This is a genomic window from Allobosea sp. OK403 (assembly GCF_900113835.1).
GTDB lineage: Bacteria > Pseudomonadota > Alphaproteobacteria > Rhizobiales > Beijerinckiaceae > Allobosea.
In genome coordinates this window covers 875,795-895,074 of the sequence record NZ_FOQV01000002.1, presented here as the reverse complement: position 1 = coordinate 895,074, position 19,280 = coordinate 875,795, and the positions used below count along the sequence as shown (strand labels likewise).

The 19,280-nt window shown below is 66.1% G+C and carries 23 protein-coding genes; 12 read left to right on the top strand and 11 right to left on the bottom strand.

Annotated features, from left to right (window positions below; all coding sequences use genetic code 11):
- The first annotated feature begins 197 nt into the window (after positions 1–197).
- From BMZ97_RS10205 to BMZ97_RS10190, 4 genes are all read left to right on the top strand, one after another.
- Positions 198–407, top strand: coding sequence for a cold-shock protein (locus BMZ97_RS10205; protein ID WP_068179468.1), 210 nt, complete (start codon positions 198–200; stop codon positions 405–407).
- 156 nt (positions 408–563) lie between these two features.
- On the top strand, positions 564–827 hold the full coding sequence (gene rpsU / locus BMZ97_RS10200; RefSeq protein WP_069693190.1) for a 30S ribosomal protein S21: 264 nt from the start codon (positions 564–566) through the stop codon (positions 825–827).
- Between the two features lie 86 nt (positions 828–913).
- On the top strand, positions 914–1,291 hold the full coding sequence (locus BMZ97_RS10195; protein WP_092168021.1) for a DUF6481 family protein: 378 nt from the start codon (positions 914–916) through the stop codon (positions 1,289–1,291).
- Between the two features lie 411 nt (positions 1,292–1,702).
- Positions 1,703–2,062 carry a hypothetical protein gene (locus BMZ97_RS10190; RefSeq protein ID WP_092168019.1) on the top strand — a complete coding sequence of 120 codons (360 nt, stop codon included), beginning with the start codon at positions 1,703–1,705 and terminating at the stop codon, positions 2,060–2,062.
- 126 nt (positions 2,063–2,188) lie between these two features.
- On the opposite strand, the gene BMZ97_RS10185 is transcribed toward BMZ97_RS10190, so the two are convergent.
- Genes BMZ97_RS10185 through BMZ97_RS10175 form a run of 3 tightly spaced genes read right to left on the bottom strand, consistent with a single transcriptional unit; the run spans position 2,189 to position 4,370 of the window.
- Positions 2,189–2,599: a DUF1801 domain-containing protein gene (locus BMZ97_RS10185; RefSeq protein ID WP_092168016.1), complete on the bottom strand. Its 411-nt coding sequence runs from the start codon at positions 2,597–2,599 to the stop codon at positions 2,189–2,191.
- A 27-nt stretch (positions 2,600–2,626) separates the two neighbouring features.
- A complete protein-coding gene (gene hisC, locus BMZ97_RS10180) occupies positions 2,627–3,700 on the bottom strand; it encodes a histidinol-phosphate transaminase (protein WP_092168014.1) in 1,074 nt (357 codons plus the stop codon).
- A 55-nt stretch (positions 3,701–3,755) separates the two neighbouring features.
- A complete protein-coding gene (locus BMZ97_RS10175; RefSeq protein WP_092168012.1) occupies positions 3,756–4,370 on the bottom strand; it encodes a TetR/AcrR family transcriptional regulator in 615 nt (204 codons plus the stop codon).
- Positions 4,371–4,476: 106 nt separating this feature from the next.
- On the opposite strand from BMZ97_RS10175, the gene BMZ97_RS10170 reads away from it, so the two are divergent.
- From BMZ97_RS10170 to BMZ97_RS10150, 5 genes are all read left to right on the top strand, one after another.
- Entirely contained in the window at positions 4,477–5,505 is a 1,029-nt protein-coding gene (locus tag BMZ97_RS10170) for a saccharopine dehydrogenase family protein (protein WP_092168009.1), read from the top strand.
- 252 nt (positions 5,506–5,757) lie between these two features.
- Positions 5,758–6,318, top strand: a complete 561-nt coding sequence (locus tag BMZ97_RS10165; RefSeq protein WP_092168005.1) for a sigma-70 family RNA polymerase sigma factor — start codon at positions 5,758–5,760, stop codon at positions 6,316–6,318.
- Between the two features lie 156 nt (positions 6,319–6,474).
- Positions 6,475–7,161, top strand: a complete 687-nt coding sequence (locus tag BMZ97_RS10160) for a hypothetical protein (RefSeq protein ID WP_092168002.1) — start codon at positions 6,475–6,477, stop codon at positions 7,159–7,161.
- A 65-nt stretch (positions 7,162–7,226) separates the two neighbouring features.
- A complete protein-coding gene (locus BMZ97_RS10155; protein ID WP_092167999.1) occupies positions 7,227–9,107 on the top strand; it encodes a S8 family serine peptidase in 1,881 nt (626 codons plus the stop codon).
- A gap of 279 nt (positions 9,108–9,386) precedes the next feature.
- A complete protein-coding gene (locus BMZ97_RS10150) occupies positions 9,387–9,680 on the top strand; it encodes a hypothetical protein (protein ID WP_139221191.1) in 294 nt (97 codons plus the stop codon).
- Between the two features lie 115 nt (positions 9,681–9,795).
- Here BMZ97_RS10150 and BMZ97_RS10145 read toward each other — a convergent pair whose 3' ends face one another.
- From BMZ97_RS10145 to BMZ97_RS10135, 3 genes are all read right to left on the bottom strand, one after another.
- Positions 9,796–10,332: a P-loop NTPase family protein gene (locus BMZ97_RS10145; protein ID WP_092168939.1), complete on the bottom strand. Its 537-nt coding sequence runs from the start codon at positions 10,330–10,332 to the stop codon at positions 9,796–9,798.
- A gap of 117 nt (positions 10,333–10,449) precedes the next feature.
- Complete coding sequence (locus tag BMZ97_RS10140; protein ID WP_092167993.1) at positions 10,450–11,025, bottom strand: chloramphenicol phosphotransferase CPT family protein; 576 nt, start codon at positions 11,023–11,025, stop codon at positions 10,450–10,452.
- Between the two features lie 18 nt (positions 11,026–11,043).
- Complete coding sequence (locus BMZ97_RS10135; RefSeq protein ID WP_244546324.1) at positions 11,044–11,709, bottom strand: aspartate/glutamate racemase family protein; 666 nt, start codon at positions 11,707–11,709, stop codon at positions 11,044–11,046.
- A 203-nt stretch (positions 11,710–11,912) separates the two neighbouring features.
- On the opposite strand from BMZ97_RS10135, the gene BMZ97_RS10130 reads away from it, so the two are divergent.
- Entirely contained in the window at positions 11,913–13,067 is a 1,155-nt protein-coding gene (locus tag BMZ97_RS10130; protein WP_092167987.1) for a glycosyltransferase family 4 protein, read from the top strand.
- On the top strand, positions 13,064–13,726 hold the full coding sequence (locus tag BMZ97_RS10125) for a class I SAM-dependent methyltransferase (RefSeq protein ID WP_244546323.1): 663 nt from the start codon (positions 13,064–13,066) through the stop codon (positions 13,724–13,726). Before BMZ97_RS10130 ends, BMZ97_RS10125 begins: the two co-directional genes overlap by 4 nt.
- A gap of 10 nt (positions 13,727–13,736) precedes the next feature.
- Here the strand turns inward: BMZ97_RS10125 and BMZ97_RS10120 are convergent, their stop codons facing one another.
- Positions 13,737–15,245 carry a globin-coupled sensor protein gene (locus BMZ97_RS10120; RefSeq protein ID WP_092167984.1) on the bottom strand — a complete coding sequence of 503 codons (1,509 nt, stop codon included), beginning with the start codon at positions 15,243–15,245 and terminating at the stop codon, positions 13,737–13,739.
- Positions 15,246–15,376: 131 nt separating this feature from the next.
- Positions 15,377–16,006, bottom strand: coding sequence for a transferase hexapeptide repeat family protein (locus BMZ97_RS10115; RefSeq protein ID WP_092167982.1), 630 nt, complete (start codon positions 16,004–16,006; stop codon positions 15,377–15,379).
- Positions 16,007–16,037: 31 nt separating this feature from the next.
- On the opposite strand from BMZ97_RS10115, the gene phnN reads away from it, so the two are divergent.
- A complete protein-coding gene (gene phnN / locus BMZ97_RS10110; RefSeq protein ID WP_092167979.1) occupies positions 16,038–16,613 on the top strand; it encodes a phosphonate metabolism protein/1,5-bisphosphokinase (PRPP-forming) PhnN in 576 nt (191 codons plus the stop codon).
- A gap of 89 nt (positions 16,614–16,702) precedes the next feature.
- Here phnN and BMZ97_RS10105 read toward each other — a convergent pair whose 3' ends face one another.
- The 3 genes from BMZ97_RS10105 to phnL are packed head-to-tail and all read right to left on the bottom strand — an operon-like array spanning position 16,703 to position 19,232.
- The gene (locus tag BMZ97_RS10105; RefSeq protein ID WP_175525498.1) at positions 16,703–17,398 is read right to left on the bottom strand and encodes a DUF1045 domain-containing protein; all 696 of its coding nucleotides are present in this window, start codon (positions 17,396–17,398) and stop codon (positions 16,703–16,705) included.
- Positions 17,395–18,534, bottom strand: a complete 1,140-nt coding sequence (locus BMZ97_RS10100) for an alpha-D-ribose 1-methylphosphonate 5-triphosphate diphosphatase (RefSeq protein WP_092167974.1) — start codon at positions 18,532–18,534, stop codon at positions 17,395–17,397. Before BMZ97_RS10100 ends, BMZ97_RS10105 begins: the two co-directional genes overlap by 4 nt.
- Positions 18,534–19,232, bottom strand: a complete 699-nt coding sequence (gene phnL / locus BMZ97_RS10095; RefSeq protein ID WP_092167971.1) for a phosphonate C-P lyase system protein PhnL — start codon at positions 19,230–19,232, stop codon at positions 18,534–18,536. Before phnL ends, BMZ97_RS10100 begins: the two co-directional genes overlap by 1 nt.
- Positions 19,233–19,280: the final 48 nt, after the last annotated feature.

Below are 19,280 nucleotides of genomic sequence, written 5' to 3'. Positions count from 1 at the left end.
TGCCGAAAGCGGTTTCATCTGCTGGTTGCATTGACAAGGGCGTTTCAAGCGCCCATATGGGGCCTGTCGATATTTAGGCCGAACGACGTGGCCCCGCGCATGAGAGTGCGCCTGCTGACGACCTTCACCGCTCAAAAAATCGAAAATTTGCGCGTGAGCGATCACGCGCTTCCACATACTTAGCGAAAGGTTTCGTTATGGCCGCTGGCACAGTTAAATGGTTCAACTCCACTAAGGGTTTCGGCTTCATTCAGCCGGATGATGGCGGGCAGGACGTGTTCGTCCACATCAGCGCCGTCGAGCGCGCTGGCATGCGCGATCTCCGGGAAGGTCAGAAGATCTCCTACGAGATGGTTCAGGACAAGCGCTCGGGCAAGATGTCTGCCGATCAGCTCCGCGCTGAGTGAGCCGCTAAGCCGCATCTGTCGGCATCGGAATTTGGGTTTGGCGACCACGGATGTACTGGCGCCTGAACCTTCCGGTCCAACGACGATGCGGTCCGACGAGGGGTCGGGGTTCATAGCCCGGCCCTTTTTCCGTCACTATAAACGCAGGAGACAGGCATGCAGGTTCTCGTCCGCGACAATAATGTCGACCAGGCCCTCCGGGTCCTGAAGAAGAAGATGCAGCGCGAAGGCGTCTTCCGCGAAATGAAGCGCCGTTCGGCTTATGAGAAGCCGTCCGAGAAGCGCGTCCGCGAAAAGGCCGACGCCATCCGCCGCGCCCGCAAGGTCGCGCGCAAGCAGATGCAGCGCGAAGGCTTGATCGCCGCGCCGAAGCCCAAGCCGAAGCCGGTCCGCGCTGGAGGCGCAGCGCCTGCGCGTTGATTTGGATACCAATTCGGCGCGATCTGGATTATTGGCCCCTCGCGGGGCACAGATCGCGCCCGTGACAACACGAGAGAAGGCTAGCCTTGAAGAACCCGAACGACCGCAGCTTCACTGATCGCAAGGCCAATTCGGCGGCCGCCAAGCAGGCGCTCCTTGAGCGTTTCAAGGCGAGGCCGGGGCCGGATGACCCGATCATGCAGCAGCGCCGCGCGGAGCGCCAGGCCATTGCCGATGCGCGCGCGGTTCGCGATGCAGAGAAGGCCGCTGCCCGGGCTGAAGCCGAGCGTCTGGCCGCCATCGAGGCCGCCCGCCTCGCCGAGGAAGAGCGCCTGGCCGAGATCGCTCGCGAAGCCGCCCGCAAGGCCGAGCAGGCCCGCCGCGACGCCGAGCGTCCGCGCAAGGTGCTGCTGGAAGCCGTGCAGTACGCCCAGCTCCGCGCCGCCGGCAAGGGCCGCCGCTGATACCAGATGATTGCCAGGGCGATGTCCGGTCCGTTTGGATCGCCCGTTGCCCTGGATTCTTACTTTTAGCGCATTATCTTGAGGCGAAGCGGCGAGAGCTGCCTCGCCTGACGATGCTCTAGAGCAGTTTCCGATCCAAGTGGACCGTTCAACCGCTCTAGATTCTTTGTATTAAAGCGTTTTCTTCACGCGAACCGGTATCCACTTCGCTCGAAAACGCTCTAGCTGACGGGGTTCTCGCTCGCGGCCGATCGGCGGCAGGAGGCTCGGCAGTCGACGATTCCGGCCTTGGCCCCTCGTGCCTCGGCCGGCGTGACACGCCTCCTCTCAGAGAGACGGGTCGTTTCGGGCCGCACGGTCCAAAACGCGAATTCGCCTCTCGGCTCAAGCGCAGCATCGGAGCGAGCCGCCATGGCGACGCGAGGACTCTCCGCCGACGAAATCAAGCGGCGGGCGCAAATGGCCTTCGACAAGGCCGACGCACGCAAACAGGAAGCATCGCGCGCGATGGAGGCCGAACAGGCCGAACGCGACGCCGTGATGCAGAAGACGGCCCGCCTGCGTGCGCAGCGTCTCGCCAAGGAAGCGGTGGAAGCCGAGACCGCCGCGATCGTTGCGGCCGAGCAGGCACAGGCCAAGGCCGAGCAGCTCGAAGCCAAGGCTGCGGCCAAAGCCGCCAAGACCAAGGCGAGCACCGACAAGATCGCCAAGGCGGCGGAAAAGCTCGCCAAGGCCGCCGAAAAAGCGAAGAAAGTCGCCGCGCGCGCCTAGGCCGTCAGATGCACGGGCTTGCCCCTGAGCGGACGCGGGTTTCCCGGGATTCAAGAAAAAGCCTGCCCGGCCTCGAGCCCGGCGGGCTTTTCTATTGGGCGTTCGGGAGCATGCCGCGGCATGCGCTTATCGGGCCGAAGCTTTGTTCAGGGTCACAGCCGCACGGATGAGCGCCTTGAAGGCGTCTTGATCAATGTCATCGCCCTCCTGAAGATCGATGGCGCGCCTGGCGTTGCCTTCGAGGCTGGCGTTGAACAGGGCTGACGGATCCTCGAGCGAGGCGCCCTTGGCGAATGTCAGCTTGACCAAGCTCTTATAGGTCTCGCCGGTGCAGATGATGCCGGCGTGAGACCAGACCGGCACGCCTCGCCATTTCCACTCCTCGACCACTTCGGGGTCCGCCTGCCGGATGAGCGCACGGATATGGGAGAGCGTCTTGCCTCTCCAGTCGCCCAATTCCGCGATTCTCGCATCGATCAATCGTGAAGGGGATTCGCTCGAAGGGGATTCGCCCGTGGTCGTTGCGCTCTTTTTCATATCGTCGCTCCTCCTCGGCTTCTTCTTCTATGCGTTCGATGGCATCGCAAGACACTCTGCTAGCGCCTCCGTCAGGCGGTCGAGCTCCGCTTTCGATCCGACGGTGATCCGGAGGAAGTTGGATACGCGCGGACCGGAGAAATGCCTGACGAGCACGGCGCGCTCGCGGAGCGCCACTGAGAGAGCCTGGCCGGTGTGGCCGGGGTGGCGGGCGAAGACGAAGTTGGCGCTGGATGGCAGCACATCGAAGCCAAGCCGGATCAGAGACGCGGTCAGACTCTCACGATTGGCGATGATGGCCGATCGCGTCTCCTGGAAATAAGCTTCGTCCTGGATGGCGGCGATGGCGCCCGCCTGGGCCGGGCGCCCAAGCGGGTAGGAGTTGAAGCTGTCCTTCACCCGCGTCAGGGCTTCGATCAGCGCCTGGTCGCCGATTGCGTAACCGACGCGAAGGCCGGCGAGCGCGCGCGATTTCGACAGGGTCTGGACCACCAGCAGGTTGGGATGGTCGCGGATCAGGGGAATGGCGCTGTCCGCGCCGAAATCGACATAGGCCTCGTCGATCACCACAGGCACGTCGGCCCGCGCGCTCGCGAGCTGTTCGATCTCCGCCCGCGGCAGCGCGATCCCCGTCGGCGCGTTCGGGTTGGGAATGATGATGGCGCCGCCCCGGTCGAGATAATCGGCGATGCGGATGCGCATCGCGCCGTCGAGCGGGATTGCTTCATGCGCGATGCCGAACAGCCGGCAGTAGACGGGGTAGAAGCTGTAGGTGACGTCGGGAAACAGCAGGGGCCCGGGCTGCTTCAGCAGCGCCGCGAAGGCGTGGGCAAGCACCTCGTCTGAGCCGTTTCCGACAAAAACCTGTTCGGGCGCGACGCCGTGATGCTCGGCCAGCACCTCCCGCAGGCGCGTGGATTGTGGGTCCGGATAGAGGCGCAGCGTGTCGGCGGCGGCGGACCGAATGGCTTCGAGCACCATTGGAGATGGTCCAAACGGGCTCTCATTGGTGTTCAGCTTCACCAACCCTGGAATCCGGGGCTGTTCGCCAGGCACATAGGGCGACAGACCCCGGGCAAGCTCCGACCAATAGCGGCTCATGCAAGCCTCTCCCGCTGCCATCTCCACAGCGTGATGAGGGTTCGGATTCCTGCGGTCAAGTTCGCGGCCCCCTGGCCGCGGCGATCAGGGCATGCGCCATTTGGAGGAGGATCGACGTCGCGTCGTCCTCGGCCAGAATCTGGGCGCTGACGAAGGCCCCGTTGATGACCACCGCCAACTGGGCGGCAAGCTCGTCGGGCCGCTCGACCCGCAGGCGTTCGGCGATGCCACGCAGACGGCGACGCAGTTCCTGCTTGTGCGTTCGGGCGACGATCCGGGCCGGGTGATCCTCGTCGGGGAACTCGGCGGCGACGTTGAGTTGGGGGCAGCCGCGATAATGGGGGCGGCCAACCCGCTCTCCGATCCAGCCCATATGCGCCGCGAGCTCGGCTTCGGCGTCCTGTCCATGGGGCGCCGCCACGCGATCCCAGCACGCCCAGAAATCCTCGTCTTCGCGCTGTAGAAACGCAGCGATGAGGTCGTCCTTCGTGCGAAAGTGACGATAGAGGCTCGTCTTCGCGATGCCTGCCGCCTCGACGACCAGATCGACGCCGACAGCGCGCACGCCCCGGCGGTAGAAGAGGTCGGAGGCGGTCTCGAGAATCCGCTCGCGCATGTCGACTTGGCCGGTTTCCGCGCTGGCCCGGCCGCCCTCCTGCCCGATCTCCATATGACGTTCTCCTTGCATTCGATGGAGATAGCAGCTTCGCGCTTGACGCGCTACAGACCTGTCTGTAACTAAAAAGAACAGACAGGTCTGTAGCGCGGAGGAAAGCATGACTGACCAGCCTTTGAGAGCAGAGGGCGCGCGGCCGGCGGTTGCGGTCTACGGGGCCTCCGGACATACTGGCCGCTTCGTGGTTCGGGAGCTGTCGCGACGCGGCTTCACGGTCATCGCGATAGGGCGCGACGCAGCCAAGCTGGCGGCGGCCGACTTCCCCACGGGCGTCAGACAGGTCGTCGCCACTCTCGAGGATCCCGCCTCGCTCGCCAGCGCCCTCGATGGGGCCGCGGCGGTCATCAACTGCGCTGGACCGTTCCTCGACACGGCCGAGCCCCTGGTCGCGGCTGCATTGCAGGCGCGCATCCATTATCTCGACGTGACGGCCGAGCAAGGCAGCGCCCAGGCGACCTTCGCGCGCTACGCCTCGGCCGCCGAAGCGGCCGGCGTGGTCGTCATCCCCGCCATGGGCTTCTATGGCGGCCTGAGCGACCTCCTGGCAACCGCTGCCATGGGCGACTGGACCCACGCCGATGAGGCGCGCATCGGGATCGCCCTGGACAGTTGGGAACCGACCGAGGGGACGCGCATCACGGGGCAGCGCAACACGGCCCGTCGCCTGACGATCTCCGGTGGGACGCTGCAGCCGCTGGCCGATCCGGCGCCGAGTGCCGTCTGGTCGTTTGCGGAACCCTTCGGCGCGCAGGAGATGGTTGAACTGCCCTTCACCGAAGCGGTCCTGATCGGGCGCCATCTTCAGCTGTCCGAACTCCACACCTATCTGAACACCGCGCCGCTGCGCGATCTTCGAGACACCACCACTCCTGCGCCGGTCGCGGCCGACACCTCGGGACGCTCAGCGCAGACCTTCCTCGTGGAGGTCGAAATCCGACAGGGAAGTACGGTGCGCCAGGCGGCGGCCCGCGGACGGGACATCTATGCGATCACCGCGCCTCTGGTCGTCGAAGCCGTCGAGCGAATCCTGAGCGCCGAGACGGCACAGGGCGGCGTCTTCGCTCCGGGCGCGCTGTTCGATGCCCGGAGCTTCCTGGCGGCGCTCGCCCCCGACCTCGTCTTGTCCTGATCGCAGGTTGGGATGGCGCCCGCCATCGAGTATCGCGCCTGCCCCGCAACAAACGGAAACACGAGAGCCGGATGATCTGAATCCGTCTCTCATCCAAGAGTGAGAGCAGGATCAACGCGAAAAGCCGGTGCTCAGTTTTTCGCATCTGCTCTGGCGCAATGCGCGGGGCCGATTAATCTCGTTTCCGATTGAACCTTCCACGCGCTCGCTGCGACCAACTCTTGCGAGCCGGAATGCCGGGCCTTGAGGGCGATGCATACGGAATCAGACGACGACCTCGTCAAGCGGATCGCCTCGGGCGACCGGCTCGCAATGCAGGTGCTGTTCTCGCGGCACCAAATTCGGGTCTACCGTTTCGTGCTGCGGCTCGTCCGCGACGAGACGATGGCGGAGGATGTGATCAGTGACGTCTTCATGGATCTCTGGCGACAGGCCGATCGTTTCGAGGCGCGTGCCTCGGTCGCGACCTGGCTGCTCGCGATTGCCCGTAACAAGGCCTATTCGCTGCTGCGCAAGCGGCGCGAGGCCGGGCTCGACGACGATTTCGCCGAAAGTCTCGAGGATGAGGCCGACGACCCTGAGATCGTGCTGCAGAAGCAGGATAAGGGCCTGGCGATCCGCGCCTGCCTCGGCAAGCTCAGCCTCGAGCATCGCGAGGTCATCGACCTCGTCTATTATCACGAGGCGTCGGTCGAGGAGGTCGCCCGCATCGTCGGCATCCCGGAGAACACGGTCAAGACGCGGCTTTTCCACGCCCGCAAGAAGCTGGGCGAACTGCTCAAAACGGCAGGCATCGACCGGGGCTGGCCATGACAGACCGCTCGCTCATTCTACCATCGCGGCCGTCTGGCGCGATTTTCTGCGCTTCCGGTGCTCACGGACCGATGTCCGCTCCGCTCCGGCTCTCGAAAACCTCGCCAGCCGACTCACGCTGGCGAATGCTCGAACGTTCTGTTGGGGAGGTCCGCTATGACCGATAATCTCGCGACCGACCCGAAGCGCGTCGAACTCGAACAGCTGCTGCCCTTCTATGCCAATGGCCGGATCTCGGCTGCCGATAAGCTGCGCGTCGAGACGGCACTCACGGCTGATCCCGAACTGCGCCTGCGGCTCGACATCATCCGCGACGACATGGCCGAGACCATCCTGTTCAACGAGCAGCTCGGCGCGCCGTCACCGCGGGCACTCGATCGTCTGATGGCCGGCATCGAGGCCGAGCCGAAACAGGCGCCGCTCTTGTCCCGTGCCAGGAGCGGCCTCCTGGGCTGGTTCGGGCAGTGGCTCGCGGCCCAGCCGCCGCGTCGGCTCGCTTATGCCAGCGCCGCAGCGCTTGCGCTGATCGCGCTCCAGGGCGTGGCGATCACCCGTCTTGCCGTACGCGGTGGCGGTGGTGGCGGTTTCGAGACGGCCTCGGTGCCGGGCGTGCAATCCTCCGACCGCTATGTGCTGCTGAGCTTCGCTGCCGAAGCCAAGGCCGGCGACATCGCGGCCTTCTTCAAGCGCTACGATGCCTCGGTGGTCGATGGGCCACGCGCCAATGGCTTCTTCAAGGTCCGCATCGGCGACGCGAAGCTGACGCCGGCGCAAGTCGACGCTATCGCGGCGCGGATGAAGGCCGAGGGCTCGATCGTCAGCTTCGTTGCGCCCGCGCCCTGACCCCGCATCATGCGCTGCCGAAACGGCGTTTGTGCTATTATGAACTTGGAAGAGGGACGAAGGTGATGTCACGCCTTGTCGATCGCTTCGTCATGATCCGCGCCGGCCTTCGGCATGGCGTTGCGCTGGCGCTCCTGCTTGGCCTGATCGCACCTGTCAGTGAGCTCCGCGCCCAGACCTATGGTGGGCGCGACTTCGACTATCCGGCGACGCGGCAAGGCGTCACGCGTGCCCAGCCGGCGTTGCGCAGCAAAACCGCGATCCCAGCATCCCGTGAGCGCGCCGCGCCCGGCCGCGCCTCTCCCGGCCGGGTCGGGCGCGTCGAGACCGAGCGGCCCGGCCGCCTGCCGCGCTATCCGGGCCGGGGCGGGGGCTGGGGGCCTGCCGCGGCCGGCATCGGCGCTGGGATCATCGGTGGCATCATCCTCGATCAGGCGGCGCGGCATCCGGTCTACGATCCTTATGAGCCCGAGCCGCCTTTGTCGCGTCGGCCGAGGCGGCCGATCATCCTCGATGGTGACGATCTCGACGCGCCGGTGCTGCGCCATCCGCGCCGGCCGGCTCCGGTGCAAGCCGCCGCACCAGCGCGCCGGACACCGCCCCCCGTGCAGACCGCGCGCCCGGCTCCAGGCCAGCCGCGCATCATCGTCCCGGCCGCGAGCGAGCGCCGTTTCGTGGCCGACGAGATACTGGTCGAACTGGCGCCCAATGCTCAAGCCGATGCCGTCCTGCGCCGTCATCGCGCCACCTTGATGTCGAGCCGCCGCTTCGATTTGGCTGGCGTGACCATCATCCGGGCGCGTTTGAACGATGGCCGCAGCGCCCGCACGGTGCTGTCGCAGATGGCTGGCGATGCCCGCATCGCCAGCGCGCAGCCGAATTACCTCTATACGCTCCAGCAGGATGCACCGAAGCCGGAAGCGCCCAAGGACGAGGCCGCGCAAGCCGTGCCTGAGGCCGCAAGCGCTGCCAACGAGCCTGCCGCCTCGCTGCCGAAACCCGAGGATGCGGCGCCGGTCCTGGCCGCGCCGCCCGTCATCGCATCGCCCGATCTGCCGCCGGTCGCGCCATTGGTCTCCGTCGCGCCCAAACGTGAATTGCAGCCGCAATACGTCGCCGAGACCTTGCATTACGACGCCATCCACAAGCTGGCGCGTGGTGACAAGATCCGCGTGGCGGTGATCGATTCCGGCGCGGATCTGACGCATCCCGAGCTGCAGGGCGTGCTCGCCGGCAGTTTCGACGCGGTTGGTGGCGATCCCGCGCCGCATGCCCATGGCACCGCAATGGCGGGCGCGATCATGGCGCAGGCGCAGCTGCAGGGCGTCGCCCCGGCGGCGCGCCTGCTCGCCGCGCGTGCCTTTTCCGGCAACAGCGCGCCAGCCTCGGCCAACGGCACGACCTACCACATCCTTTCGGCGCTCGACTGGGCGGCGGGGGAGGGGGCGCGGGTGGTCAATCTGAGTTTTGCGGGGCCGCAGGACCGCTTGCTGTCGCGTTCGCTCGCTGGAGCCAAGAGCAAGGGCATCGTCGCGGTCGCGGCCGCCGGCAATGGCGGCGCGAATGCCGCTCCGCTCTATCCCGGCGCTGATCCCAACGTCATCGCTGTCACCGCGACCGACGCCCAGGACAAGCCCTTCGCCCAGGCCAATCGCGGCAATTATATCGCGGTCGCGGCGCCGGGCGTTGATGTGCTCGCGGCCGAGCCGGAGGGGCGCTACGCCTTCTCCTCGGGCACCTCGATCGCTGCCGCCCATGTCTCGGGACTGGTGGCGCTGCTCCTGGAAAAGCGCCCGGACCTCGAGCTGGAAGGTGTGCGCAAGCTCCTGATGGAGAGCGCCATCGATCTTGGCGGCAAGGGCCGCAACCCGATCTTCGGCGCCGGCCGCGTCGACGCTCCGGCCGCCCTGGCGCGGGCGCTGCCGGTTTCGGCGGCGCGGCCTTGAGGCGAGGCCGGCTCTTACACCCGCGCCGTCATCCCGGACGCAGCGAAGCGGAGATCCGAGATCCATCATAGAGCCAAGCCCTTTAAAGGATTGGCCCTCCGATGGATCCCGGATCTGCGTCGCTGCGCGACTTGTCCGGGATGACGGCGAGATTGTTCTCGCGGATCGAGCCTCGGAAAAAATAATCGTTTCCCTTTTGAACCTCCCACGCTCCCGCCGCGACCAAGGATCATGGAGGGCGAATGGTTCGCCCCCGACTGGACCTCGGGAGATACCATCATGACCAGCTTCAAGAAGACCGTGACCGCCGCTCTGGCCGTACTCACCCTCTCCACCGCCATTCTCGCCGGCGCGGGCAGCGCGCAGGCCTATCCGCGCCATCGTGGCTGGGGCGTCGGGGCCGGCATTGTCGGAGCGCTCGCCGTCGGCGGCCTGCTCGCGGCCTCCGCCAACCGCGCCTATGCCGAGCCCGTCTATGAGGAGGATGCTCCGGTGCGCCGTTGCGAGATGGTCGAGCGCGTCAACCGCTTTGGCGAAGTCGTCGGCTATCGCAAGGTCTGCTCGCTCTACTGAGCGGCAAGCGTGGCCCGTATCGATCCGGCCCCTCGGCACCCCGAGGGGCCGGATGGCGTTTGGCATTCGTGCTGGAACCACGCCGTCATTCCAGATTTCTTCTGTCCGTTTTGTCTCACCGAATGGCTGCCTGCACCGCAGCCGCCAGATGTTTTACCGGCTTGGATGAATCGAGCCGAAGAATTGGTGCGGTTTGCGAGGCGAGCCAAGCCTCATGCGCAATACGGCTACGCTGTTCCACGCCGGCGGTATCGTAGGCGGCTGCCCACCTGAAAAACGCCGCGCTTGTCGCGGCCATGTCTCCACCCGGGGAGATGCGCTCTCCGTAGCGGGACAGTTCACGCTTTCGCAGTCGCTCCATGCGATGCACGGGGTCGAGCCGCAGATAGACGATCAGGTCATATAGCGGCTCCAGGGGCTTAGCCCATTTGATCGCTGAGCCGGACAAGATCCAGCTCGCGCCCGGCTTTAATTGATCGAGAAGCAGGGCCTGCCGCTCCACGAGCGGCCGAGGCGTCTGGAACGGAGGGTCGGTCGGAAGCCAATAGAACGCGTCGGAATCCCTGTGCGGTATGCCGAGGAGTGTTCCGAGTGCTCCGCCAAGTGTGGTTGTTCCTGAGCCGGACGCGCCGAGAATGTGTATGCGAGGCATGGAGCCCTCCGCCAAGGACATACTCCTGAAGCCAATAAGGCTTCGCCACAGGCCTTGCCAGGGCGCGATAATTCAAGACCAAAACACGCCGGCCTCCCTTCGATCGTTCCGCGAGGTCTAAGCCTCGGCCGCGGCGAACTGCTCCAAGGCCGAAGGACCCGCGCGTGCCTGCCAGAGTGCGATCAAGCGCTCGGCGTTCTCGTCAGGCAGCAAGGTGCTGTCGAACTCGGCGTCGTAGGCGCAGTAGCTGTGGATGGCGTGATAGTCCCGGCGGGCATCGCCGATCGGCCGATCGGCTCTCGCGATCTCGCGGCGCTCCAACTCCTCCAATGAGCAATGGATGCCGACGAAGAACACGTCATATCGTTTCAAAAGCCGGGCGGTCCGCTGCAGCCACTCGCGATTCTCCATGATGTATTCGACGATGAGATTGTTGCCGCAATCGAGATAGGCGGTCAGCGATCGTTCGAAGCCAGCAAAGAAGCCGCCCCTGATCTCGGCCCATCTGAATTCGCCGCTCTTGATGCGAGCGGATGGAAGCACGCCGGCATCCCGCAAATGGTCGATAGAGATGTGCCAGAAGGGCTCGCTGATCCTGGCCTGGACAGCGCGGGCGAGGGTGGATTTCCCGCTGCTGGAGGCGCCGTTGAGGAGGATGACCTTTCCGGCGGCCACTGTGTTGTGTTCCGACATTTCTTGTCGCCTCAAAAATCAGATCCCGCGCCGCGCGCTTTCCATAGCGGCGGCCAAGCCGGCGGTCGGACTGCTCATCGGCTTGGGCCCCTTCTTCACCAGCCCGACCGCGCCAGCCATTGATGCCTGCGCTAAGGCGACGATCGATGCGCCGTCCTCATACGCGGCGTCGGCCGCATTCGCGATCGTCGTGAGATATCCGTCATTGTCTCCGGCCTTGAACAAGGCCCATGCGCCGGCGACCAGGCGTACCTCAGCGGAGGCGCCAGATCGCCTCGCAGCCTCGGCAAAGAGTGCCGTCGTCGGCCCCATCGTCGTTTCGACGGCGCAGAGAGCGATGACCTTTCCGCCGACACTCGCCGCCCTCTCGGCCAAGGCGCTGTCCACTCTCAGGACAGGCACAGCGGCAGCCTCCTCAACGGCGGCAACAGCGGGCCCCAGCGTCGAGCAGGTCAGGATGACAGCGTCGGTACCATGACAAAGCTCCAGCAACACCGCACCCGTCGTATCGACGATTTCCGGTGTAAGTCCGCCTGCGGCTTCCGCTGCCGCGAGGAGCTCCGCTCGCACCTCGTGACGAAGAACCCCCTTGGCGATGCCAAGCGACTGGGCGGCGGCGTCGAAAACGGCGACATTGCTTTCGGCGGTATGCAGGCAGGTTATTCTCATAACGTTGTCTTTCAAGACGTGGCTCATTGCGAGCAAGACCCGACCGGACGGCGGCCGACTATTCGATTTTTGTGATACGCCGGATCAGGAATTGCGCTGTATGGTGGGGCCTGTCGCCAGGCGGCTTACCCAGGATCACGCGGTTCCATTCCGGGCGACACCGCCCAACACTCCACTCCCGCTTGACCTTCCGCGCCGCTTGCGCCTGATGTCGCGCCATGCGCCGCCCCAAACTCCTTTTCGTCGCCACGGAAGACTGGTTCTTCGCCTCGCATTTCCTGCCGATGGCCCGCGCCGCGCGTGAGCTCGATTTCGACGTCGTCGTCATCGCCCGTGAGCGGCAGCATCGCCGCGTCATCGAGGCGACGGGAGCCCGTCTGATCGCGCTGGAGGCCGAGCGCCGCAGCCTCGATCCGCGCGCGCTTTTCCGCCAGATCGCGGCGCTGAAGCGCCTGATCGAGGCCGAGCGGCCCGACATCCTGCATTGCATCGCCTTGAAGCCGATCGCGCTTGCCGGCCTCGCCGGCAAGCTCGCGGGCGTCGAGCGCCGCGTCTATGCGCTGACGGGTCTGGGCTTCCTCGGCGCCAGGCAGGGCCTGGTCGCGGCCGCGGCGCGGCTTGCCGTCCGGTTTTGGCTGCGCGCGGCGATCGACGGGCCGCAAACCCGCTTTCTGTTCGAGAACCCCGATGATCCCGTCTCGCTGGGTTTCGATCCGGAGGACGCAGGCAAGGTCGCGATCGTCGGTGGCGCGGGCGTCGATCCCTTGATCCTGATGCCGGAGCCGATGCCGGCGACCCCGCCGCTCAAGGTCGCGCTGGTCGCGCGCATGCTCTGGTCGAAGGGCGTCGACCTTGCGGTCGAGGCGGTGCGATTGGCGCGGGCGGAGGGCGCGCGCGTCGAACTCACTGTCCACGGCGCGCCCGACCCCTCGAATCCCAAGGCGATTCCCGAGGCGACGCTGAAGCAATGGGCGACCCGGCCGGGCATCAACTGGGCCGGCCCGACACGCGATATCGAGGGCGTCTGGCGTCAGCACCATCTCTGCATCCTGCCCTCGCGCGGCGGCGAGGGTTTGCCACGCACGATCCTGGAGGCGGCGGCCTGCGGCCGCGCGATCCTGACCACGGATGTGCCGGGCTGCCGCAGCTTCGTTCGCGACGGGCGCGACGGGATCGTGGTGCCCGCGGACGACGCTGCCGCGCTCGCCAAGGCGCTGATCACCTTCGCCGGCGCCCCGGCGCTGGCCGAGCGCATGGGCACGAGCGCGCGCGCAAGGTTGATCGACGGCTATACCGAGCGCGACGTGATGAACGCGGTCAAGGGGCTCTATCGCGGCCTGCTGGACCAGCCGACGACTGAGGTCGCGGCGTGAGCGTCGTAGCCATAGGGCTCGATCGGCGCGGCTTCATCCTGGCGCAGACGCGGTTGCTGCCGGTGCCGCATGCGCCGGAGATTTCACTCCATGTCGCCGAGGAAGCGACGGAGCTCTGGCAGAAGACCGAGGATGAGCTTGCTACCATCGGCTTGCCGCCGCCTTTCTGGGCTTTTGCCTGGGCTGGCGGACAGGCGTTGGCGCGGTATCTTATCGACCAGCCGGGAAACGTGGCCGGCAAGCGTGTGCTCGATTTCGCCAGCGGCTCGGGGCTCGTGGCGATTGCCGCCGCCAAGGCCGGTGCATCGCGGGTCGAGGCTTGCGACATCGACGCCTTCGCCGGCGAGGCGATCGGTCTCAATGCTCAGGCCAATGGCGTTCACGTCGAGGTTCTGCTCGACGATCTGATCGGCCGCGATGAGGGCTGGGACGTCATCTGCGCCGGCGATGTCTGCTATGAGCGCGCGATGGCGCAGAGCATTATTGACTGGCTCTCGCAATTACAGGCGCGTGGCGCGACCGTGCTGATCGGCGATCCCGGCCGGAGCTATTTGCCTCGGGACAGGCTGGAGGCGCTGGCGACCTATCAGGTTCCGGTGACGCGCTCGCTGGAGGACGCCGAGATCAAGCAGAGCTCGGTCTGGCGGTTGCGAGACTAAAGCATCGACTTCAGGCGACTCGGCGCATCGGATGGGCGAGACTGCGTGCATCCTGTGTCCGGAAGGCGCTGACGAGTCGGTCGAGCTGCGCGATGTGGTCGAGCAGCGCACGGGCGCTTGCCGCGCTTTCCTCGGCGAGTGCGGCATTCTGCTGGGTGATGTCGTCCATATGGGCCACGGTCTGGCTCATTTCGTCGATGCCGTTGGCCTGTTCGCCCGAGGCGGCGGCTATCTCCTGAACCGTCGTGGAGACGCGGACGGAGGCGTCGACGATCTTCTGCAGCGTTTCGCCAGCCAGCCGCACGAGCTTCACGCCACCCGTCACTTCGGCGTCTGAGGAGACAATCAGGGCTGTGATGTCCTTGGCCGCGGCGGCGGAGCGCTGGGCGAGTGCGCGTACCTCGGCGGCGACCACGGCGAAGCCGCGGCCGGCGTCGCCTGCCCGAGCAGCTTCGACAGCGGCATTGAGCGCCAGCAGATTGGTCTGGAAGGCGATGCCGTCGATCACCGTGGTGATTTCCGAGATCCGGGTCGAGGCCTCTTCGATCCGCGACATGGCGTCGATCGCGTCGTTGACGATGGTGCCGCCGGTGCGGGCGATGGAGGTCGCCTCGTCGGCGAGCGAAACCGACAGCCGGGAAGCCTGGGCCGAGGTCTTGACGGAGGCGGCGAGCTCCTCGGTGGTGGCCGCATTTTCCTCGAGCGCCGAGGCCTGCTGGTCGGTGCGCATCGACAGATCCTGCGAACCCGAATTGATCTCCTGCGAGGCGCCCACGATGAGCTCCGATGTCGATTGGATGGTCGAGACCATCTCCTCCAGCCGAATCATGGCGCTGTTGAAATTATCGCGGATCAATGTGTATTCCTCCGGAATGTTTTCGGCGATCCGGAAGGTCAGGTCGCCGCCGGCAAGCGCGGCCAGTCCTTCGCTGACCGAGGCTATGGCCTTGTCGCGCTCGAGGGCCTTGGCTTGTTCGATTGCGCGCGCCGCAGCCTCCCCGCTGAGGCGGGCGGCTTCCGAGGCCTCGAGATAGACCGAGATGGCGTAGTCCATGTCGAGCAGGGCGGCCTTGACGATGACCGAAATCTCACCCGAGCGCTCGCTCGCACCCGGGCTCTGCCTGCCGAAGGCGTTTCGGGGCCAGCGCGCTTCCAGCACGCCGGCGATCAGTTTCTCCAGGATCAGGGCATAGCCGCCAATATACCAGCGTGGCTCCAGCCCGATCCGGGCATGGACCTTGCCGATGGCCGTGACGGCATCGACATAGCGCTGGTCGAACGCACCATCCGCCATTCTTTGCCAGTGGGCCTGCTGGCGTTGCTTGGCACTTTCGACATGCTGCTCGCTGGAGAAGAAGCCGCGTGTCTGCGGGAAGGTCCTGGCCTGACGGTAAAAAGCCTCGAGCGCGCCTGGCAGCGCCGCCACGATCACCTCCTTGACGTCGCGCATGCGCTGTTGCGCGGCCGCATCGAGCTCGATGAAGCCGAGGCGAGCGGAGAGGTGATCGGTGGGGTCCATGTCAGCATTCCCAAAGGTGACGTTTTACCAATTGTGCTGATCAAATTAAGCCAATCTCTTGGTTAACGAGCTCGCTCCGACACTATTGACATAGATCAAACCCACAACCCTGCGCTGTGCTGCCAGGCAATCTATCCGCCATGCTTCTCCAGAAACGTCTCGACCGACAGCGCCCGGAAATCCGCCAGCGCCGCGCGCAGGCGCGCATGCTCCCAATCCCACCAGGCCAATGCCAGCAACCGCTCGGCGATCGGCTCCGGGAAGCGCCGGCGGATCGGTTTGGCCGGGTTGCCGCCAACGATGGTGTAGGGCGCGACATCCTTGGTGACGATCGCGCCGCCCGCGACCACGGCGCCGGTGCCGATCGTGCGGCCGGGAAGGATGATCGCGCCATGGCCGATCCAGACATCGTGGCCGATGGTCACCGGCGTCGAGCGCCGCCAGGCGAAGAATGCGGCATCGTCCTCCGCATCGTCGAAATAGGCCGAAGCGCGATAGGTGAAATGCGACTGGCTCGCCCGCTGCATCGGGTGGTTGCCGGGGTTGATCCGGGTCATCGCCGCGATCGAGCAGAATTTCCCGATCGTCGTGTAGATGACATTGGAATCGTTCACGACATAGGAGTAGTCGTCCATCGACGACTCGACGAAGGACGTGCGCGCGCCGATCTCGGTGTAGCGTCCGAGCGTCGCCTGCCGCACCTGCGCGGTCGGGTCGATCAGAGGTTCCAGTCCCAGTTTCTTTCCCGTTTCCTTGGCCACGATGTCGCTTCCTTCTCAGATCGTTTCAGGAATGCCGGCAGCAGCGCCGGGAGCTCTCGTCCTCGTCGTCGGCCCCTCGGGCGCCGGCAAGGACACATTGATGGATGCTGCCCGCGCGGCGCTTGCCGGCGATGCCCGGTTCCATTTCGCCCGCCGCCTGATCACGCGGCCGGCGATGGCGGGCGCCGAGGATCACGACAGCTGCTCCCAAGCCGAATTCGAGGCGGCCGTCGCGCGCGGCGAGATCGCGCTGAATTGGGGGGCGCATGGCTTGGCCTATGGCATTCCCGCCGCCGAACTCTCCCGCATCGCGTGCGGCCAGGTCGTGATCGTCAATATTTCGCGGGGCGTCATCCCGGTTGCCGAGCGACTGGCCGGACGGGCCACCGTCGTCAACATCACCGCTCCGAACGCCGTGCTGGCGAAACGGCTCGCCGCGCGTGGGCGCGAGAGCGAGGCCGATATCGCAGCCAGGCTCGCCCGTGAGGCGCCCTTGCGGACGCAGAGCGCCACGCTGGTGACGATCCAGAACGATCGCACGGTGGCCGAGGCGGCGGCGGAGTTCGCCGCGGTGCTGCGCGGGCTGATGACAGCTGGAACAGCCTGAGCCCTCATCCTGAGGAGCCGCGGAGCGGCGTCTCGAAGGATGAGGGCTGGGGGGATGGCCAACGCAATTGGGTTGCCCAGCCGTGCCCATCACCCCAGCACGAAAGAATCGAGCAGGCGGAAGCGGCTCTCGCGCGTGTCCTGCTTGAAGAGCGCGATCCGGTCGATCGCGATCGGGGCGGGCGGGACATGGTCGGCATAGGCCTGCGTCAGCGCCTGCTTGACGGCCAGGACCTGCTCGGCAGGCAGCGAGCCGGTCAGCGTCATGTGGAAGCGGAAGGCGTCACCGACATAAGGGTAGCCATAGGCCTCGAGATAGGCCCGGTGCGCCGGCGTCAGCGGGCTCTTGAGGCGGCGCGCCAGATCGACCGGGCTCAACGGGGCGCGGAAGGGCTCGAAGGCCTGGACGACGGAGAAAGCGAGATCCTGCAGCGGCCGGTTCTCGGCTGATGGCGTCAGTGCGATGAAGGAGCCGAGCGCGGTGACGCCGAGCCCCTTGAGCGGAACCGCATCCAGCCCCGAGGCGAAATTATGCGTGAAAGCACGCAACTGGCCTTCCTGGCGGCCGAGGGCCAGTTCGAACGGGGCCTTCAGCGTCGCGTGGAAGCCATAGCGTCGGGGCTCGGCGGTGAGCGTCGGCCAGCTTTCCGGGTCGCAGCCGGCCGGGACCGAGAACGGCGCATCCGCGGCCGTGATCGCGTCATAGCCAAGCGTCGCGCTGCCGAAGCGCCAGAGCGTGCTGTCGGCGGCGGGGGCGTAGTAGAGGGCGTAGCGCGGCGCGGTCAAAATGCCCGCTCGCCCTTCGACCAGACGGCGGCGAGCACCGGCGTCTCGCCCAGCACCTTGAAGCGTACGAGGTCGGCGCGCAGACCGGGCTTGAGATGGCCGCGATCCCTGAGGCCCAGGATGTCGGCGACCTTCCAGGTCACCATGCCCATGGCTTGCGGCAAGGTGATGCCATGGCTGGCGTGGAGCTTGAGCACGGCCTGGAGCAGGCTCGCCGGGACATAGTCGGAGGAGAGCCCATCGAGCAGGCCCTTCTCGGCGAGCTCCGCGACCGAGACGCCGCCGGAATGCGAGCCGCCGCGCACCACATTGGGCGCGCCAGCGACGGTCGCGAGCCCACGCTGCTTGGCGGCCTCCGCGGCCTCGATCGTGGTCGGGAATTCCGAGATCACGGCGCCCGACGCGATGCCGGCCTCGACATGCTCCAGCGTGGTGTCGTCATGGGTCGCGATCGGGATGCCGCGCGAGCCGAACATCTCGACGACGGCGCTCCAGTTGCGCGAGACATTCGCGGCGCCTTCCGACTGGCGGACAACGACATCGGCCTCGAACTCGGCCTCGGTCTTGCCGTTGCCCATCGCGTAGGTCTTTAGGTGCTCGATGTTGCGCCATTGGCGCTGGCCGGGCGTGTGGTCCATCAATGAGACGAGCTGGACGAGTTCGTCGTCCTGATAGGGCTCGATGTCCTTGAGGAGATCGGGGCTCGTCAGTTCACAGCGCATATGGATGCGGTGGTCGATGCGGAAGACGTTTTCGCGGCGGCCCTCGGCCAGCGCCTTCATCACATCGGCGAAGATGTCCTTGCGGTAGTCCTTGGCCGAGAAGGGCGTGCCGGCGCAGATCGCGTCATAGACGGTGGTGACGCCTGCCGCCGCCATCTGCGCGTCATGGACGAGGGCGGCCGCGAGCCCGTTTGGCCAGAACACCTTCGGCCGGGGCATGAAGTGCTTTTCCACGTTGTCGGTGTGCATCTCGACGAGACCCGGCGCGACATAGTCGCCGTTCACGTCGATGGCGCCAGGCAAGGACGACTTGCCCTGATCGACCGATGTGATGCCGCGCTCGTCGAAGACGATCGAGCCGGAGACGACATCGTTCTCGAGGATCAGTCTGGCATTGGTGAGAACGGTTTGCATCAGGCGGCCTTTCTGAAATCGGTGATGTCGAGATAGCGCGTGGCGACGGCCTCGCGCACCGCCTCATCATGGAAGATGCCGACGATGGCGGAGCCTTTAGCACGGGCTTCCGCGATCAGCGCGACCACGACGTCGCGATTGGCAGCGTCGAGCGAGGCGGTCGGCTCGTCGATCAGGAGAATCGGCGAGGGATCGACGAAGGAGCGGGCAATGTTGACGCGCTGCTGCTCACCACCGGAGAAGGTCGCCGGCGCCAAGTTCCAGAGCCGCTCGGGCAGGTTGAGCCTGGCCAGCATGGCCTTGGCCCGCTCGCCGGCCTCCACGGCGTCGACGCCACGGGCGAGCAGCGGATCGCGCACGATGTCGAGCGCTGAGATGCGCGGGATCACGCGCAGGAACTGCGAGACGAAGCCGAGCGTGCGGCGGCGGATGTCGAGCACGGTGCGCGGTACGGCTGAGACGATGTCGATCTGGCGTCCAGCATGGGTGATGTGGATATGGCCGGCGCTTGGCCGGTAATTGCCGTAGAGGATGCGCAGCAGGCTGGATTTGCCCGCGCCCGAAGCGCCCGCGAGCACCAGCGCCTCGCCGGCGGCGACGCTGAAATTGACGTTGTCGAACACCGGCAAGCGGACGCCGCCCTGATTGTGCAGGGTGAAATGCTTGGCGACGTTCTCGACGTGAATCATCGTGGTCATGATGTCAGTGCCTTGTGCGGGCGGGGTGACGAAGGTGTGACGGGTGGG

Excerpts from the sequence above, each read along its gene's own strand:
- BMZ97_RS10205 (WP_068179468.1), top strand. The coding sequence starts at position 198 with ATGGCCGCTGGCACAGTTAAATGGTTCAACTCCACTAAGGGTTTCGGC.
- rpsU (WP_069693190.1), top strand. The coding sequence starts at position 564 with ATGCAGGTTCTCGTCCGCGACAATAATGTCGACCAGGCCCTCCGGGTC.
- BMZ97_RS10190 (WP_092168019.1), top strand. The coding sequence starts at position 1,703 with ATGGCGACGCGAGGACTCTCCGCCGACGAAATCAAGCGGCGGGCGCAA.
- BMZ97_RS10185 (WP_092168016.1), bottom strand. The coding sequence starts at position 2,599 with ATGAAAAAGAGCGCAACGACCACGGGCGAATCCCCTTCGAGCGAATCC.
- hisC (WP_092168014.1), bottom strand. The coding sequence starts at position 3,700 with ATGAGCCGCTATTGGTCGGAGCTTGCCCGGGGTCTGTCGCCCTATGTG.
- BMZ97_RS10175 (WP_092168012.1), bottom strand. The coding sequence starts at position 4,370 with ATGGAGATCGGGCAGGAGGGCGGCCGGGCCAGCGCGGAAACCGGCCAA.
- BMZ97_RS10170 (WP_092168009.1), top strand. The coding sequence starts at position 4,477 with ATGACTGACCAGCCTTTGAGAGCAGAGGGCGCGCGGCCGGCGGTTGCG.
- BMZ97_RS10165 (WP_092168005.1), top strand. The coding sequence starts at position 5,758 with ATGCATACGGAATCAGACGACGACCTCGTCAAGCGGATCGCCTCGGGC.
- BMZ97_RS10160 (WP_092168002.1), top strand. The coding sequence starts at position 6,475 with ATGACCGATAATCTCGCGACCGACCCGAAGCGCGTCGAACTCGAACAG.
- BMZ97_RS10155 (WP_092167999.1), top strand. The coding sequence starts at position 7,227 with ATGTCACGCCTTGTCGATCGCTTCGTCATGATCCGCGCCGGCCTTCGG.
- BMZ97_RS10150 (WP_139221191.1), top strand. The coding sequence starts at position 9,387 with ATGACCAGCTTCAAGAAGACCGTGACCGCCGCTCTGGCCGTACTCACC.
- BMZ97_RS10145 (WP_092168939.1), bottom strand. The coding sequence starts at position 10,332 with ATGCCTCGCATACACATTCTCGGCGCGTCCGGCTCAGGAACAACCACA.
- BMZ97_RS10140 (WP_092167993.1), bottom strand. The coding sequence starts at position 11,025 with ATGTCGGAACACAACACAGTGGCCGCCGGAAAGGTCATCCTCCTCAAC.
- BMZ97_RS10130 (WP_092167987.1), top strand. The coding sequence starts at position 11,913 with ATGCGCCGCCCCAAACTCCTTTTCGTCGCCACGGAAGACTGGTTCTTC.
- BMZ97_RS10120 (WP_092167984.1), bottom strand. The coding sequence starts at position 15,245 with ATGGACCCCACCGATCACCTCTCCGCTCGCCTCGGCTTCATCGAGCTC.
- phnN (WP_092167979.1), top strand. The coding sequence starts at position 16,038 with ATGCCGGCAGCAGCGCCGGGAGCTCTCGTCCTCGTCGTCGGCCCCTCG.
- BMZ97_RS10100 (WP_092167974.1), bottom strand. The coding sequence starts at position 18,534 with ATGCAAACCGTTCTCACCAATGCCAGACTGATCCTCGAGAACGATGTC.
- phnL (WP_092167971.1), bottom strand. The coding sequence starts at position 19,232 with ATGACCACGATGATTCACGTCGAGAACGTCGCCAAGCATTTCACCCTG.